At 68.1% G+C, this 16,279-nt stretch carries 16 protein-coding genes; 2 read left to right on the forward strand and 14 right to left on the reverse strand.

The annotated features are described in order from the left end of the window. Nucleotides 1-113 precede the first annotated feature (113 nt). Nucleotides 114-728 (forward strand): methyltransferase, encoded by a 615-nt coding sequence (locus QK291_RS07600; protein WP_282380553.1) that lies wholly within the window; start codon nt 114-116, stop codon nt 726-728. Here QK291_RS07600 and dapF read toward each other — a convergent pair. The 6 genes from dapF to QK291_RS07630 all read right to left on the reverse strand — a co-directional run bounded on the left by dapF (nt 709) and on the right by QK291_RS07630 (nt 6,547). Continuing rightward, nucleotides 709-1,665 carry a diaminopimelate epimerase gene (gene dapF, locus QK291_RS07605; RefSeq protein WP_282380555.1) on the reverse strand — a complete coding sequence of 319 codons (957 nt, stop codon included), beginning with the start codon at nt 1,663-1,665 and terminating at the stop codon, nt 709-711. The genes QK291_RS07600 and dapF overlap by 20 nt on opposite strands. Nucleotides 1,666-1,782: 117 nt before the next feature. Further along, nucleotides 1,783-2,718, reverse strand: coding sequence for a tRNA (adenosine(37)-N6)-dimethylallyltransferase MiaA (gene miaA, locus QK291_RS07610; RefSeq protein WP_282380557.1), 936 nt, complete (start codon nt 2,716-2,718; stop codon nt 1,783-1,785). Nucleotides 2,719-2,721: 3 nt separating this feature from the next. After that, on the reverse strand, nt 2,722-4,299 hold the full coding sequence (gene miaB / locus QK291_RS07615) for a tRNA (N6-isopentenyl adenosine(37)-C2)-methylthiotransferase MiaB (RefSeq protein ID WP_282380558.1): 1,578 nt from the start codon (nt 4,297-4,299) through the stop codon (nt 2,722-2,724). Nucleotides 4,300-4,338: 39 nt separating this feature from the next. Then, nucleotides 4,339-4,836 carry a regulatory protein RecX gene (locus QK291_RS07620; protein WP_282380828.1) on the reverse strand — a complete coding sequence of 166 codons (498 nt, stop codon included), beginning with the start codon at nt 4,834-4,836 and terminating at the stop codon, nt 4,339-4,341. A 148-nt stretch (nt 4,837-4,984) separates the two neighbouring features. Next, complete coding sequence (gene recA / locus QK291_RS07625; protein WP_069951200.1) at nt 4,985-6,037, reverse strand: recombinase RecA; 1,053 nt, start codon at nt 6,035-6,037, stop codon at nt 4,985-4,987. Nucleotides 6,038-6,328: 291 nt separating this feature from the next. Beyond that, nucleotides 6,329-6,547, reverse strand: coding sequence for a DUF3046 domain-containing protein (locus QK291_RS07630; protein ID WP_282380563.1), 219 nt, complete (start codon nt 6,545-6,547; stop codon nt 6,329-6,331). 44 nt (nt 6,548-6,591) lie between these two features. Between QK291_RS07630 and QK291_RS07635 the strand changes: the two genes are divergently transcribed. Continuing rightward, entirely contained in the window at nt 6,592-7,101 is a 510-nt protein-coding gene (locus QK291_RS07635) for a MarR family winged helix-turn-helix transcriptional regulator (RefSeq protein ID WP_282380565.1), read from the forward strand. A 199-nt stretch (nt 7,102-7,300) separates the two neighbouring features. Here QK291_RS07635 and QK291_RS07640 read toward each other — a convergent pair whose 3' ends face one another. The 8 genes from QK291_RS07640 to QK291_RS07675 form a co-directional block, all read right to left on the reverse strand. Continuing rightward, a complete protein-coding gene (locus QK291_RS07640) occupies nt 7,301-7,753 on the reverse strand; it encodes a helix-turn-helix transcriptional regulator (RefSeq protein WP_282380567.1) in 453 nt (150 codons plus the stop codon). A 140-nt stretch (nt 7,754-7,893) separates the two neighbouring features. After that, nucleotides 7,894-8,406, reverse strand: coding sequence for a CinA family protein (locus tag QK291_RS07645; RefSeq protein WP_282380569.1), 513 nt, complete (start codon nt 8,404-8,406; stop codon nt 7,894-7,896). Beyond that, a complete protein-coding gene (gene pgsA / locus QK291_RS07650) occupies nt 8,403-9,044 on the reverse strand; it encodes a CDP-diacylglycerol--glycerol-3-phosphate 3-phosphatidyltransferase (protein ID WP_282380571.1) in 642 nt (213 codons plus the stop codon). The genes QK291_RS07645 and pgsA overlap by 4 nt, the downstream gene beginning before the upstream one ends. A gap of 9 nt (nt 9,045-9,053) precedes the next feature. Further along, nucleotides 9,054-12,014, reverse strand: a complete 2,961-nt coding sequence (locus QK291_RS07655; RefSeq protein WP_282380573.1) for a DNA translocase FtsK — start codon at nt 12,012-12,014, stop codon at nt 9,054-9,056. A 184-nt stretch (nt 12,015-12,198) separates the two neighbouring features. After that, nucleotides 12,199-13,890, reverse strand: coding sequence for a ribonuclease J (locus tag QK291_RS07660; protein WP_282380575.1), 1,692 nt, complete (start codon nt 13,888-13,890; stop codon nt 12,199-12,201). A 60-nt stretch (nt 13,891-13,950) separates the two neighbouring features. After that, nucleotides 13,951-14,859, reverse strand: a complete 909-nt coding sequence (dapA, locus tag QK291_RS07665; RefSeq protein ID WP_282380577.1) for a 4-hydroxy-tetrahydrodipicolinate synthase — start codon at nt 14,857-14,859, stop codon at nt 13,951-13,953. 115 nt (nt 14,860-14,974) lie between these two features. Then, complete coding sequence (locus tag QK291_RS07670; protein WP_282380578.1) at nt 14,975-15,772, reverse strand: carbon-nitrogen hydrolase family protein; 798 nt, start codon at nt 15,770-15,772, stop codon at nt 14,975-14,977. A 72-nt stretch (nt 15,773-15,844) separates the two neighbouring features. Then, nucleotides 15,845-16,231: a hypothetical protein gene (locus QK291_RS07675; protein ID WP_282380579.1), complete on the reverse strand. Its 387-nt coding sequence runs from the start codon at nt 16,229-16,231 to the stop codon at nt 15,845-15,847. Nucleotides 16,232-16,279 lie beyond the last annotated feature (48 nt).

The following is a 16,279-nucleotide window of genomic DNA, read 5'->3' on the forward strand; positions in this document are numbered from 1 at the left end:
CAAGAACATGTATTTAACACTAGCAGACGGCCCGGCTGCCAAACTGTCCATCGGCCTACGGGCCGGCGCCGCGGTTTCGCCTACGGGCCGGGGGCCAACTAATCTGGGCAGTTATGGAGTCCGCACACTATTTCAGCGCCCAGCCGGCCGGGCCGTTCACCCGCAAGCCACTGACCGTGGAGCTTGCCGGTGAGACCCGGCACCTGCAGACGTCCTCGGGTATCTTCAGCCCGGACGGCATCGACAAGGGCACGGCCGTGCTGCTTGCCGAGGCACCCGCCCCCGCCCCGCAGGGTACGCTGCTGGACATCGGCTGCGGCTGGGGTCCGATCGCCCTGACGCTGGCCCTGCGGGCACCGCACGCCCGGGTCCACGCCGTGGACGTCAACGAACGGTGCGTGACCCTGACCAACGAGAACGCCGCTCTGCTGGGACTGGGCAATGTCACAGCCAGCACCCCCGACGCCGTCGACCCCGGCCTCCGCTTCGACACGATCTGGTCCAACCCGCCCATCCGGATCGGCAAGGATGAGCTGCATGCCCTGCTGCTGCTTTGGCTGCCGCGGCTGGCGCCCGGCGGCTCCGCGTGGCTGGTCGTGCAGAAGAACCTGGGGTCGGATTCCCTGCAGCGCTGGCTTGCCGCGGAGCTGGACAGCAGCTTCACGGTGACTCGCGAAAGCATCTCGAAGTCGTTCCGCATCCTTCGTGTCAGGAAAGCGTCCCACTAGCTACGATCACGGCGGGGCCGCTGAGCTCGACGTGCTCGTGGCCCTCCGCCCCGAGGAAGAACTTCACTCCGACGACGCCGCCCGGGACGTGGACATTCCACACGTCCGGGGCGCCCTGGCCGGCCCAGTGGCGGATCGCGACGGCGGCCGCGCAGGCGCCGGTGCCGCAGGACTGCGTTTCCCCCACTCCCCGCTCATGGACGCGCATGGTGATGGTTCCGACGCCGTCGTGCACCAGCGGCTCGGACGGGACCACGAACTCGACGTTGGTGCCGCGGGGCGGCGTGGGGTCCACGTGGGGTGCGGTGAACAGCTGAGTGGCTTCCAGCTCGGCCAGTTCGGCCAGCGCCACGACGGTATGCGGGTTCCCCATGCTGACGGACAAGGCGGGCCGTGCAACCTCGAGCCCCGTTGCGCTGACCAGCGAATCCATGGCCCGTGCGGTGGCCTCCCCGGGGAAGATGAACTCCCAGGGCCCCATGTCGACGGCGTAGCCGGCGGCGGTGCGGACAATCGTTTTGGCGCCGCCCCGCGTGCCGATGGTCAGCGATTCGCCGGCGGGCAGCTCGACCAGGCCCTCGGCGATCAGGAAGTGCACAAAGACGCGGACGCCGTTGCCGCACATCTCGGAGAGCGAGCCGTCGCCATTGCGGTAGTCCATGAACCATTCGGCGTCCGGGTGCTGGGTCAGCAGCTCCTGGCCCTCCGCAAGCAGCCGGGACGGGACGGCGCGGATCAGTCCGTCGCCTCCGATGCCGCGGTGCCGGTCACAGAGTGCCTCGACCTGTTCCGGCGTCACTGCCAGGGTGCCGTTGGGGTCCGCGAGGAGCACAAAGTCGTTCCCCGTTCCGTGGCCTTTGGAAAACTTGAGTCCGCTCAGGGCTGCAGTGTCGCCGGTGGGGTTGCGGTCAGCGGCCACGGTCAGGGTTTCATCCATGGTCCAAGGTTACCGTTCCGGCCCGGGGCCGCCGGCTGACCGCGGCGGCAGGACATCCGGCAAGCCATTCGCCTGACGCGGCCCGTCAGCCCGCGGGCCCCCGCCTGAGGCGGTCGTTCAGCCGGCGAGGCAGAGGGCGGCGGCCCTGGCCAGGAGGTCCGGGTCCTGCCAGTCGAGCCAGTGGATCCTGGGGTCGGCACGGAACCAGGTCAGCTGGCGGCGGGCGAACTGCCGGGTCGCGACGATGGTCTCCTCCGCGGCCTGCGCCACGTCGGATTCACCGTCGAGGACTTTGAGGAACTGGGCGTAGCCGAGGGCACGCGGTGCCGTCCGGCCGAGCCGGAGCCCGGCGGCGTCGAGGGCCCGGACTTCCTCGAGCAGCCCGCGTTCGACCATGGCGTGGACCCGGCGGGCGAGCTGTTCCCGGAGCTGCCCGCGGTCCACCTCGAGCCCGAGCTGCACCGCGGGCTGGACGTACTCGCGGGTGGGCATGAAGGAGCTGAAGGGCCTTCCGGTGAGCTCGAACACCTCGAGCGCACGGATGATCCGGCGCGCGTCGCCGAGGCGGCCGGCGGAGACCGGATCCACGCCTTCCAGCCGGGCGCGCAGCAGCGCCGCCCCGCCGGCTTCCAGTTCCGCCTCCAGCCGGTGCCGGATGGCCGGGGCCGTGCCCGGGAATTCCAGCACGTCCAGGGCGGCGCGGACGTAAAGCCCCGAGCCTCCGGCCAGGATGGCGCGTTTCCCGCGGGCGTGGATGTCGGCGATGAGCGCACGGGCCTGCTGCTGGAAGTCCGAGACGCTCGCTTCCTCGGTCACATCCAGGATGTCCAGGAGGTGGTGCCGCACTCCCCTGCGCTCGGCCTCGGTGATCTTGGCGGTACCGATGTCCATGCCGCGGTAGAACTGCATGGAGTCGGCGTTGATGACCTCACCGTTGAGCTCCAGGGCCAGTGCGACGGCTAGGTCGGACTTGCCGGAGCCGGTCGGCCCGACGACGGCGATGACCGGCGGTGCTGGTGGGACGCCTGCCGGGGCGTCCTGCGGTTCCGCCACCGGCTAGCGGCCGCGGACGGGAAGGGTAGGCATGCCCAGGGACACTCCCGTGGCGCCGGTGGCGGACCCCGGGACGGGTGCGCCGCACGAGTCGGCCTGGGACCTGTCCCAGGCGTCGCCGGCCCGGGAGCGGCGAAGGCTGTAGTCGTCCGCCGACGCCGGGTCGGCGACGAGGTGGAATGCCGCGGCCTCGGTGATGGTCACGGTCACCAGGTCGCCGGGGCGGGGCGTCCCGGCGCCGGCCGGCACGGAGAAGTGGACCAGGCGCTGGTCCTGGGACCGCCCGGAGAGCCGGTGGGTTTCCCCGGCTTTGCGTCCGGGCTGGGCCGTGACCATGACCTCCACGCGCCGGCCGAGCTGTCGGGCGTTCTCCTCGGCGGCGATGCGGTCCTGCAGGGCGGTGAGGCGTTCGAAGCGTTCCTGCACCACGGCCTTGGGGAGCTGGTCCGGGAGCTCGGCGGCGGGGGTGCCCGGCCGCTTGGAGTACTGGAACGTGAAGGCGGTGGCGAAGCGGGACTTCTCCACGACGTCGAGCGTGGCCTGGAAGTCCTCCTCGGTTTCACCGGGGAACCCGACGATGATGTCCGTGGAGATGGCGGCGTGCGGGATTTTCTCGCGGACCTTGTCCAGGATGCCGAGGAACTTGGTCGAGCGGTACGACCGCTTCATGTCCTTGAGGACCTTGTCCGAACCGGACTGCAGCGGCATGTGCAGCTGCGGCATGACGTTGGGGGTCTCGGCCATGGCGTCGATGACGTCGTCGGTGAAGGCTGCGGGGTGCGGGCTCGTGAACCGGACGCGTTCCAGGCCGGGGATGTCCCCGCAGGCGCGAAGCAGTTTGGAGAAGGCCTGCCGGTCGCCGAATTCGACGCCGTAGGAGTTCACGTTTTGGCCCAGCAGAGTTACTTCGATCGCGCCGTCGGCGACGAGGGCCTGGATCTCGGCCAGGATGTCGCCGGGGCGCCGGTCCTTTTCCTTGCCGCGCAGGGCCGGGACGATGCAGAAGGTGCAGGTGTTGTTGCAGCCGACGGAGATCGACACCCAGCCGGAGTAGACCGAGTCCCGCTTGGTCGGCAGGGTGGAGGGGAAGACGTCGAGGGACTCGAGGATTTCGAGCTGCGCTTCCTTGTTGTGGCGGGCCCGTTCCAGCAGGGCCGGCAGGGCCCCGACGTTGTGCGTGCCGAAGACGGCGTCCACCCAGGGGGCCTTCTTCAGGATGGTGTCGCGGTCCTTCTGGGCCAGGCAGCCGCCGACGGCGATCTGCATTCCGGGGTTGGCGGCCTTGACCGGCGCCAGCATGCCGAGGTTGCCGTAAAGCTTGTTGTCGGCGTTTTCCCGCACCGCGCAGGTGTTGAAGACCACGACGTCGGCCTGTTCCCCGGCGGCCGGAACGTAGCCGGCGGCCTCGAGCATCCCGGACATGCGTTCGGAGTCGTGCACGTTCATCTGGCAGCCGAAGGTCCGCACCTGGTAGGTGCGGGGCTGCTGCGGGGCGGAGGGCTGCGCCAAGGGGCCCGGGGTGGACGTGGCGTCCGTGGAAGGGGTGGTGCCGGCTGCTGGGGAAGGAATGGTCAAACTCACCTGTTAAGGGTACCGGGTCGGCACGGTGCCGGGGCGTCCTCAGGAATCAGCCGGGGAGCCTGCATCCGGACCGGCCAGGGTGTCGTCGAGGACTTCGCCCACGATCCGGAAGGCCTGGGACGGCTGATAGCCCTTGCGGGCGAGCATGGAAGCGAGCCGGCGCGTGGTTTTGTCCCGCTCTGCGCGGTCCTCGAACCCGGTCACCCCCCGGAGCTTCCGCTGGACCAGTCCGCGGGCTGTGGATTCCTCGTCCTCGTCGCTGAGTTGTGCCAGCGCGACGGCGGCGGTTTCCGCGCCGATGCCCTTCTCGGCGAGTTCCCGCCGGAGCGCTCCCTTCGCGAGTTTGCGGCTCTGCGCACGGGACCGCACCCACATCTCGGCAAAGTCGGCGTCGTCGATGAGCTTCACTTCCTCGAAGCGGTCCAGCACGGCTTCGGCGACGTCGTCCGGGACGTTGCGCTCGGCCAGTTTGCGGGCGAGCTGCAGCCGGCTCTTGGGCGAGTTCGTCAGTTGCCGGAGGACGATGGCCCGCGCCACGGCGGCGGGGTCCGCGTCCCGGTCCCGGTCACGGTCCGGCTCGGCGGCAGGACCCGCGCGGCGGGCGCCGTCAGCGGGCCGGTCTGCGTCGTCAACGCCGGGGGCAGGATTCCGTGACGGGAATCCTGCCCCCTTGCGCCGTCGTCCGTTAGAAGCCGTCAACGGCCTTCAGCTTCGGTTCTGCCGCGGTTTCGGCGGGGGCCTTGACGCCGACGCCGAGCTTTTCCTTGATGAGTCGCTCCAGCTCGGCAGCGAGTTCGGGGTTGTCGCGCAGGAAGCGGCGGGAGTTCTCCATGCCCTGGCCCAGCTGGTCACCGTCGTAGGTGAACCAGGAGCCGGACTTCTTGATGATGCCGTGCTCGACACCCATGTCGATGATGCCGCCTTCGCGCGAGATGCCCTGGCCGTAAATGATGTCGAATTCGGCGATCTTGAAGGGCGGGGCCATCTTGTTCTTGACGATTTTGGCCTTGGTGCGGTTGCCGACGGAGTCTGCGCCCTCCTTGAGGGTCTGGATTCGGCGGACGTCGATGCGGATGGAGGCGTAGAACTTCAGGGCCTTGCCACCGGTGGTGGTTTCCGGGGATCCGAAGAAGACGCCGATCTTCTCGCGCAACTGGTTGATGAAGATGGCGGTGGTCTTGGTCTGGCTCAGGCGGCCGGTGATCTTACGGAGGGCCTGGCTCATCAGGCGGGCCTGCAGGCCGACGTGGCTGTCGCCCATGTCGCCTTCGATTTCCGCGCGGGGAACGAGGGCGGCAACGGAGTCGATGACAATGACGTCCAGGGAGCCGGAACCGATCAGCATGTCCATGATTTCCAGGGCCTGCTCGCCGGTGTCCGGCTGGGAGACCAGCAGGGCGTCGGTGTCGACCCCGAGCCGGGCTGCATACTCGGGATCGAGGGCGTGCTCGGCGTCGATGAAGGCAGCGATGCCGCCCAGGCGCTGGGCACTGGCGACCGCGTGCAGGGCCACGGTGGTCTTACCGGAGGATTCCGGTCCGTAGATTTCCACGACGCGGCCGCGGGGCAGACCGCCGATTCCCAGGGCGATGTCCAGTGCGATGGAACCGGTCGGGATGACCTCGATGGGTGCACGGACTTCGTCGCCAAGGCGCATGACGGAGCCTTTGCCGAACTGCTTGTCAATCTGGGCCAGCGCTGCGTCAAGCGCTTTCTGGCGATCCGGGGCTGCGGCCATGGTTCACACCTCTAATACTTTCTCGCTGTGGAGTGGCCGTTCCGGCCCTGTGTCGTGATCAGTGTTCGTGATCAGTGTTCGTGATCGGTTTTTCGGTCATTACTGAAGCTACTGGCACCCACCGACAGAGTTGCCCGCTTGCCCCGCTTATGTGGAAAAAGCTCTAAAAAAAGCATAGTCCCACCCGAACAGATATTCGAACAATCGGCGCGGCGTGTCAGGCGCCGGCTGCCGGCGCGGCGCTCAAAGGCCGCGGGACGGACCCCTGCCCGAGCCCCCGCGGAAGCCGGCTCAGCGGGGTTTGACGTCGCGGCCAAGCCGCCGCTCGGGTGGGACATCCTGGACCTCGCACAACGCGAGCCACACCTGCCGCGGCGGTACCCCCGCCCTCAGGGCCTGGTCGGCTGTCCGGCCGCCCACCCCCGCAAGGACCAGGGAGCTGCTGAGGACCCGGGAATACCCTGCCCCGAATTCGTCGTCCATGAGCCGCCAAAAGTCACTGATTCGCACCCTTCGAGTCTCTCACGGCACGGGAGGACCCTAGAATGGTTGCCATGAGCAACCCCGCCGAAGGCCCTGGGATCCCCGGCGGCGCTGACGATTCCGCCGAAACGGCACTGACCGCCGTCGAGCACCAGCTGAGCCTGCTCTGGCGGCGCGCCCGTTCGATTTCACACCATCTCTCCCGCCAGGTTCATCCGGACATGGAACCGGCGGCGTACGGACTGCTCTCCGTGATCCGCAAACAGGGCCCCATGCGGCTGACCGAGCTGGCCTCCAGCATCGGCGTCGGGAAGCCCTCGGTCAGCCGTCAGATCGCTTTCCTGGAACGCCTCGGCCTGGTCTCCAAGGAAGCCGATCCGCTCGACGGGCGCGCGCAGATCATCCGCCTGACTCCCACGGGCGAAGATCGGATGCACGAGGTCCAGGACGCACGGCGCGAAGTCTTCCGCGAGCGGCTTGGCGAGTGGCCGCTGGAGGAGCTGCAGACCCTGTCGCGCTACATCGCCAAACTCAACGCCACCTATGAGCGTGACGGCTTCCCCCGGGACGAACCGGAGTAACCCTGCGGTTCCGCCGCGGCCGGCCACTCAGGAGCCGCCGGGCAGGCACGCACCGACGGGCAACCGCGGGGCCCGCACGCACCGACAGGCAACCGCCGGGCCCGCAGGCACCGACAGACCACCGCCGGCAGGAAACTACCGGGCACGCAAAAGACCCCGGCACACCGCCGGGGTCTTTTGTCGAGTAGTGGGTGGGGGGCTAGCGTGCCCCGGAGAGGAGGCCCTTGGCCAGTTCCTCGTTGAGGTCGGAGTTGATCTCACGGTCCAGGTCACGGCCGTAGCGCTGTGCAAATTCCTGCGGGACGGTGTCCGGAACCGCAACTCCCTCGGCGACGGCGACGCGGTCGCTGACTTCGCGGAGCATGCTGGAGAGCGGAACATCGAGGGCCGAGCAGATCGAGGAGAGCAGCTCCGAGGAGGCTTCCTTCTGGCCGCGTTCCACTTCACTCAGGTAGCCCAAGGAAACGCGGGCACTGTGCGAGACTTCGCGGAGGGTACGGCCTTGGCGCTGGCGGACGTCGCGGAGCACATCACCGATTTCGTGACGAAGTACAACCATCTTGCGCTCCTTCTGTTCGCTCTTAGCCTGATCGGCGAGGCCCACATCCTTCCAGCGGACAACGCCGTTAACGGATACGGGCTGCTTTACCATCTGTATCGCCTTGCTCCCTCTTTGTGTCGAGCCCGCTGGTCAAAGCGGACACTGATGATGATTTCATCCTAGGCGCCTCCCTTATTGGGAAGCGACACAATGTAACAACTATTAGGAATCGAGTTTTGTTCCCGGCAACTTTACTCCCGGTAGCTTGCGGATACCAGGGCCTCCAGCAGGCGTTCCAAGGCCGCGGCGCAGGCCTGGCTGCGGATTTCCGGCCGGTTCCCCTCGAAGCTGTACCCGTAGGACGTCGAGCCGTCCGCGGTGGCGACGCCGATATAGACGGAGCCGACATCCTTGCCGCCGTGCGGCTCCGGGCCGGCGACGCCGGTGGTGGAGACGCCGATGTCCGCGCCACAGATCCTGCGGGCGCCCTCGGCCATGGCCTCGGCGACCCGGCCATCGACGGCACCGACGGTGTCCAGCAGGTCCCGGGGCACCCCGAGGACATCGGTCTTGACCGCGTTCTGGTAGGACACCACCCCGCCCTGCAGCATCCCGGACGCGCCCGGAGTGTCCGCGAGCACGGCGGCGAGCATGCCCGCGGTAAGGGATTCGGCCGTGGCGACGGTCAGTCCGCGGCCGATCGCACCGGTGACGGCCTCTTCGGCCAGATGGTGCAGGTTGATGGTGCGGTGCGGAATGGTCATGGCTTGCCCTCCTGGATCTTCTGCTGCCGGGCCCGGATGCCGCTGGCGCGCAGCTTGAGGGCCTCGATGACGTATTCGCCGCCGGTCCAGACCGTGATGGCCAGGGCCACCATCATGACCACGAAGGCCACGACGCCGAGCCAGGGCGCAATCGAGGCCAGCGGGAGGATGTACAGGAAAATGGCCACGGTCTGGATGACGGTTTTGAGTTTCCCGCCGCGCGACGCCGGGATCACGCCGTAGCGGATGACGAAGAAGCGCAGGGCGGTGACGCCCCACTCACGGACGAGGATCAGGATGGTGACCCACCAGGGCAGCTCCCCCAGCAGCGAGAGCATCACGAGCGCCGAGCCGATCAGCAGTTTGTCCGCGATGGGGTCGGCGATCTTGCCGAAGTCGGTGATCAGGCCGCGGCTGCGGGCGATGTCGCCGTCGAGCTTGTCCGTGTAGATGGCGACGGCGAAGGTCGCCGCGGCGACCCAGCGCCACACGCCGTTCTGGGCGACCAGGCCCGGTGCGTCCAGCAGGAGGAACCAGACGAAGAACGGCACCATCGCGATCCGCAGCATCGTCAGGATGTTGGGCAGGTTCCAGATCCGGGCCGCGGATCCGGTGCTGTTGGCTTCGGCGCTAGTCACCTTCCTAGGCTACCGTCCGGTGAGCGACCAGGCGTCCTCGGAACCCTCGTCGTCGTCGTCCGGGCCGCCGGAGCCTCCGTTGGCGCCGTCAGCGCCGTCGAAGTATTCCCTGCTCTGGCCGCGCCGGTCCAGGTCGGCGGCAACGAGATCCTCCGCGTAGCCGCCCTGGGCGACGTTGGCGTTGGCGTTCTCGCTCAGCGCCGCGGTCTGGGCGTCGGCGATGGCGGGGACCTCCATACCCTTCATGGCCGCGAGAACCGTCGCCAGGTCATCGGGTTTGACCAGGACGTCGCGGGCCTTGGAGCCCTCGGAGGGGCCCACCACACCGCGGGATTCGAGGAGGTCCATGAGCCGTCCGGCCTTCGCGAAGCCGACCCGGAGTTTGCGCTGCAGCATCGAGGTGGACCCGAACTGGGTGGTGACCACGAGCTCGGTGGCCTGCAGCAGGACCTCGAGGTCGTCGCCGATGTCGTCGTCGATCTGCTTCTTCGGCGCCTCGGGGGCGACGTCGTCGCGGTAGTCGGCCTTGAGCTGGCCCTTGACGTGCTCGACGACCTTGTGGATTTCGGATTCGGTGACCCAGGCGCCCTGGACACGCATGGCCTTCGAGGCGCCCATCGGCAGGAAGAGCGCGTCGCCCTGGCCGATCAGTTTCTCGGCGCCCGGCTGGTCCAGGACCACCCGGGAGTCGGTGACCGAGGAGGTCGCAAACGCCATCCGGGAGGGCACGTTGGCCTTGATCAGGCCGGTGACGACGTCCACGGAGGGCCGCTGGGTGGCGAGCACCAGGTGGATGCCGGCGGCACGCGCCAGCTGCGTGATGCGGACGATCGAGTCCTCGACGTCGCGCGGGGCGACCATCATCAGGTCCGCGAGCTCGTCGACGATCACGAGGAGGTAGGGGTAGGGGCGGATGACCCGTTTGGACCCCTCGGGCGGGTGGACCTTGCCGGCCCGGACGGCTTTGTTGAAGTCGTCGATGTGCTTGAAGCCGTAGTTCGCGAGGTCGTCGTAGCGGGCGTCCATCTCACGGACCACCCACTGCAGGGCCTCGGCGGCCTTCTTGGGGTTGGTGATGATCGGCGTGATGAGGTGCGGGACGCCCTCGTAGGCGGTCAGTTCCACGCGCTTGGGGTCCACCATGACCATGCGGACCTCGTCGGGGGTGGCGCGCATCAGAATCGAGGTGATCATGGCGTTCACGAACGCCGACTTGCCGGCACCGGTGGCGCCCGCCACCAGGAGGTGCGGCATCTTGGCGAGGTTAGCGACGACGTAGCCGCCCTCGACGTCCTTGCCGACGCCGATCACCATGGGGTGCTCGGTCCGCCGGGCGTTCTGGCTGCGGAGCACATCACCCAGGGACACGGTCTCGCGGTCCGTGTTGGGGATCTCGATGCCGATCGCTGACCGGCCGGGGATGGGACTCAGGATGCGGACGTCCGAGCTGGCGACGGCGTAGGAGATGTTCTTGGACAGGGCGGTAACGCGTTCCACCTTGGTGCCCGGGGAGAGTTCGATCTCGTAGCGGGTCACGGTGGGGCCGCGGCTGAAGCCGGTGACCTGCGCCTCGACGTTGAACTGGTTCAGGGTTTCGGTCAGTGAAGCGACAATGGCGTCGTTGGCCTCGGTGCGTTCCTTGGGGATGGAGCCCGGTGTCAGCACGTCCGACGGCGGCAGCGTGTACGTCACGTCGCCGGCGAGCGACAGCTGTTCGGTGCGCTGCGGAATCGGTGTGGGCAGCGGTGCCGGGACGACGGGTTTGGAGGGGACCTGCGCGGCGGCTGCGACGGCGGCGGCGCCCGGTGCGGGGGCTGCCGGGTTCAGCGAACCGGCGGCCACCATGCCGGGGGTGACGAGCGGGATCGCCTCGGTGGCGTTGTCCCCGGCCGCTCCGGCGGAGCTGCCCAGCCCCTGGGCTGCCTTAATCTTCTCGACGGCGAGTTCGGCCTGGGTGGGACGGCGCACCCCCGGCGCGACGGACTTGGAGCCGGTTTTGGCGCCACCGGCGGCTCGGGCCGCTTCGGCTTCCTCGTCGGCAATGAGCGCCCGTTCAAAGGCCTCGTCGCCAACGTAGCCTTCGAGTCCGGTGTCCTCGTCCTGGTCCTTGCCGAAGAGGCGGCGGCGCTTCTTCTTGACCGGGGCCGGGGCGTCGTTTTCGTAGAGGTAGCTGCGGTCATGGCCGCCGGCGTCGGCTTCCTGGTCCTGCAGGTCGATGCCCATGAGGTGCTCATAGGCGCCGCGCAGCCGGTTGGGGATGGCGCCGAACGGGGTGGCGGTGACGATCAGCACTGAGGTGAAGGCGAGCAGGCTGTAAACGGCCAGCGGGACAGCCGGGTGGATGGCAGCCAGCGGGGCGGCGGCGAGGTAGCCGAGCATGCCGCCGGCCTGGCGCAGCCCGTCGAATCCCTCGGCGACGCTCGGTTCCCCGCCAATGATGTGGGCCAGGCCGGTGCCGGCGAAGGTCATGATCAGGAAGCCGATCCCGATCCGGTTGTTGCCGCGGCCATCGACGGGCTGGCGGAACAGCCGGAAGGCGCAGGCAATCAACATGAGCGGCAGCAGCAGGGACATCCAGCCGAAGGTGCCGTTGACGATTCCGTAGACCATGTCCGGGAACCAGCCCTGCAGGCCCCACCAGGCGAAGGTGGCAACGAAGACCCCGAGCGCGAGGTTGAACAGGGCTGCGCCGTCGCGGCGGTCCCCGGGGGCAAGGTCGCTGACGTCGTAGCCGATCCGGCGGATTCCCGCCCCGACGACGTGGGCAACGCCCAGCCAGACCCCGGCCACCACCCGGACCAGCCAGGGCTGTCTGGGTTCGACGGCGGCCAGCTGGCGGGTGCGCGCGGTACCCGTTGCTCCGGAGGGCTTGGTGGTTTTGGACGCAGCCGGGCCGGAGCCCCGAGCCGAAGAGCTGCCTGATTTACCGCTGGGGTTTCCTCTAGGCGCGGAGGAAGTACGTGTCGCCATACCCGCTACGGTACCTGACTCCAGGCCGAAAACCGCGGATTTCCGGGCCCCCACGGGGACCATGTTGCCGGCCGGGCACGCAAAAACGGCCCTCCCGGTCCGCCGCAAGCGAAAGCCTGCGGCGGGCCGGGAAGGCCGTCATGGTGAAGCAAGTTGCTGCGGCCCGCGAGCGGACCGGCGGTGCCTACGCCTCCAGGACCACCGGGATGATCAGGGGCTTGCGGCGGAGCTTGCGGTTGACCCAGGTGCCGACCACCCGTCGGACAACCTGCTGCAGCTGGTGCGTGGTGTGGTCCGAGCGGTTGAGCACGGCTTCTTCCAGGGCGGCATTGATCTTGGGGATGATCTCGTCGAAGACGGAATCGTCCTCGGCCACGCCGCGGGCGTGGATCTCGGGGCCGGAGACGACCTTGCCGGTGGCCCGGTGGATCACCGTGATGATGGAGATGAAGCCTTCATCGCCGAGCGTCTGCCGGTCCTTCAGGTCCGCTTCCGTGACTTCGCCGACACTGGAGCCGTCGACGTAGACGAATCCGACCTCGACCTGGCCGACGATGTCCGCCTGGTGGTCCCTGAGGTCGATGACGGTGCCGTTGTCCGCGAGGAGGATGCTTTCTTCGGGGACACCGGAGTCCAGGGCGATCTTGCCGTTGGCGATCAGGTGCCGGGTTTCGCCGTGCACCGGCATCGCGTTGAGCGGCTCCAGGATGTTGTAGCAGTACAGCAGCTCGCCGGCGGCGGCGTGGCCGGAGACGTGCACCTTGGCGTTGCCCTTGTGGATCACGTCGGCGCCGAGCTTGAGCAGTCCGTTGATGATGCGGTACACGGCGTTCTCGTTGCCCGGGATGAGGCTGGAGGCGAGGATGACGGTGTCGCCCTGGCCGACGACGACGCGGTGGTCACCGTTGGCCATGCGGGACAGGGCCGCCATCGGCTCGCCCTGCGAACCGGTGGACATCAGCACCACGCGGTTGTCCGGCAGGTTGTCGATGTTCTTGATGTCGACCAGGATGCCCGGGGGCACCTCGAGGTAGCCGAGCTTCTCGGCGATGGCCATGTTGCGGACCATCGACCGGCCGACGAAGGCCACCTTGCGGTTGTGGTTGGCGGCGGCGTCGAGGACCTGCTGGACGCGGTGCACGTGCGAGGAGAAGGACGCGACGATCAGCCGTTTGGAGGCCTGGCCGAAGAGCCGGTCCAGGGTGGGCCCGATTTCCTTCTCGGCGGTGGTGAAGCCCGGCACGTCGGCGTTCGTGGAGTCCGACATGAACAGGTCCACGCCCTCTTCACCCAGCTTGGCGAAGTGGCGGAGGTCGGTGATCCGGCCGTCCAGCGGCAGCTGGTCCATCTTGAAGTCGCCGGTGTGCAGCACCGTGCCGCCGGAGGTGCGGAGGAACACGGCGAGGGCGTCGGGGATCGAGTGGTTGACGGCGACGAATTCGCATTCGAACGGGCCGAACTTCTGGACCTGTCCCTCGGTGACGGTCTGGGTGACCGGCTTGATCCGGTGTTCCAGCAGCTTCGCCTCGATGAGGGCCAGCGTCAGCCGGGAGCCCACCACGGGAATGTCCGCGCGCAGGCGCAGCAGATACGGGACGGCGCCGATGTGGTCCTCGTGGCCGTGGGTCAGAACGACGGCGACGATGTCATCGAGGCGGTTCTTGATGTAGGAGAAATCGGGCAGGATCAGGTCCACGCCGGGCTGGGTCTCCTCCGGGAAGAGGACGCCGCAGTCGACAATGAGCAGCTTGCCGTCGATTTCGAAAACGGTCATGTTGCGGCCGATCTCCCCCAGGCCACCGAGCGGAACGATCCGCAGGGTGTCCTTGAGCAGTTTCGGCGGCGTGACAAGGCCGGGAAGGGCGGTTTGGGTCATAATGCACTACTTTCCAGGCGGTGACCGGCCTGGTCTCTACTCATCAGGAGGAACACCTGATCAGGAAAAGACCATTCCGGCTTCCGCCAAGTCCTCGCGGATGGTTTCGATCTCAGCTTCGTCCGGCTCCACGAGGGGCAAACGGACGACCGAGTTGGGCAGGACTCCCTGCCACTTAAGAACTTGCTTCGCAGCAACAGCACCCTGAATATGGGTCATCACTGCACGGACCACGGGGTCCAGTTCGAAATGTATGGTGCGGGCGGTGGCGAAGTCGCCCGCAAGTGCGGCATCGATCAGGGCGCGGAACCGCCGCGTCGCGACGTGCGCGGAGACGCTGACGAGCCCGACGGCGCCCGCTGCCATCCACGGCAGGGTCAGCCCGTCGTCGCCGGAGTAGACGTCCAGGTCCGTGTTGGCGAGGACCCGGGTGACGGCGGCGAAGTCGGCCTTGGCATCCTTGAGAGCCACAATGTTGGGGTGGTCCGCGAGCCGGATCATGGTTTCGGGCAGGATCGGCACGCAGGAGCGGCCGGGGATGTCATAGACCATCACGGGAAGGTCGGCGGCGTCGGCGACGGCTTCGATATGGGCCTGGATGCCGGCCTGGCTCGGCTTGTTGTAGTACGGCGTGACGATCAGCTGGCCGTGGGCTCCGGCTTTGGCGGCGCGTTTGGCCATTTCGATCGAGTGCGAGGTGTGGTTGGTGCCGGTTCCGGCGATGACCTTGGCCCGGTCCCCGACGGCTTCCACGATGACCCGGAATAGCTTTTCCTTTTCGTCGTCTTCCAGGGTGGAGGTCTCCCCCGTTGTGCCGGAAATCACGAGGGCGTCGTTGCCCTCGTCCACGAGCTTGTTGGCCAGCTCGGCGTTCCGCTGATAGTCGACCTCACCGTCGGCAGTGAAAGGCGTGACCATGGCGGTCACAAGGGTTCCGAACGTGTAAGAGCGGGTATCAGAGTCAGCCATATGAAAAACGTTACCCTGTACCCGGCGTGATATGACAATGGCGGCCACGTGATGAAGATCAAACCCGGCCCCGATGCCTCATCCGGCGGCCGGCCCCCGGGAGGCCGGGGCAGGACTATTCCGGGCACGACGCGCCCCGGGCCCGGAGTTCCCGGGCCGGGCGTCCCCGGACATGGCGGTCCAGGTCTCCGTGGTGCAGGATCGCGGTCAGCACTTCGGTCCCCGTGCCGGCCGCCTGCCGGATCAGAAGTCCGCCGGGTCCCCAGAAACCGCTCCCGCCCGCCGAGGGACCGGATCCGGTGCTGCCGCCGAGGTTGGCCAGCACGCTGAACATCCGGTTGTCCATGGCGCGCGCTCCCAGATGCAGGGCCAGCCGGTGATCCTCCCCGGCGGTGTAAAGGGCCGAAACGGCATAGATGTCGGCGCCGGCGTCCGCCGCCTCGCCGGCGGGAACCGGATGGGCGGCGTCCAGGCAGATGGCCAGGGCGATCTTCCAGCCGTCCAGGTCCAGGATGACCGTGTGGCCCCCGGCGAGGAAGAACTGCTGCTCCGGGCCGTGGAGCCACACCTTGAATCCGGTGTCCAGTCCACCGTGGGGGTGCAGGGCGAGCGAGGCCAGCCTAGGAGTGCCGTCCGCTTCCCGGAACGGGGCACCGACGACTGCTGTGATCCCGGTGCGCCGGCAGATTTCCCGCAGTCCGTCCAGCCGCGGGTCCGCGGCGGTCACCCACCGCTCCGGGTCCGGCAGCCCTGCGAGGTCATAGCCGGTCAGTGAAAGCTCGGGAAACACCACCAGCCGGGCGCCGTGGTCATCCGCGTCCTCGATGAGCCGGATATGTTCGGCAACGTTGGCGGGAATGCCGCCGTCGAGGGCCGTGTACTGGATGGCGGAGAGCGTCAGCGCGGTGATCACCCTGCCATCCTAGGCACCGCGCCCCGCCAAGGGCAGGCCCTCCCCGGACGGGGAGACGTTGCAGCCGCAGCGTCAGGCTGCCGGGGCATCACCGCCTGGCGGGGCGGTGCAGTAGCAGCCCACCGCGGTTTCGCGCAGGGACTCGGCCCAGGCCGCGAGGCGCTGGGCGGCCCGCACATAATGGAACAGCTCGGTGGGGGTCAGGGATTCGAGGTCGGTCTCGGCTAGCCGGCGGGCAAGTTCGGCCCCCGGGGCCTGCGCGGACAGGACGGTGCCTTCGCGCTGCCACTGGACGTCCTCGGCGGCTTCGCCGGCCACCAACTGCCGGAAGAGGAAATCCACGACGCCGGGGCTCATTGCCTTCAGGACACCGGACCCCGCGTCCGGGACGCGCTGCTCCGGACCGATGGGGCGGCGCGTCCCGGACGCGGGGAAGACGGGCTCTGGTGTGTTGTTCATGGAGCCATGCTATTCGAACATATATTCGAATACAAGAGGGCCGCGGCC

Source organism: Arthrobacter sp. AL12 (genome assembly GCF_029960645.1).
Lineage (GTDB): Bacteria > Actinomycetota > Actinomycetes > Actinomycetales > Micrococcaceae > Arthrobacter.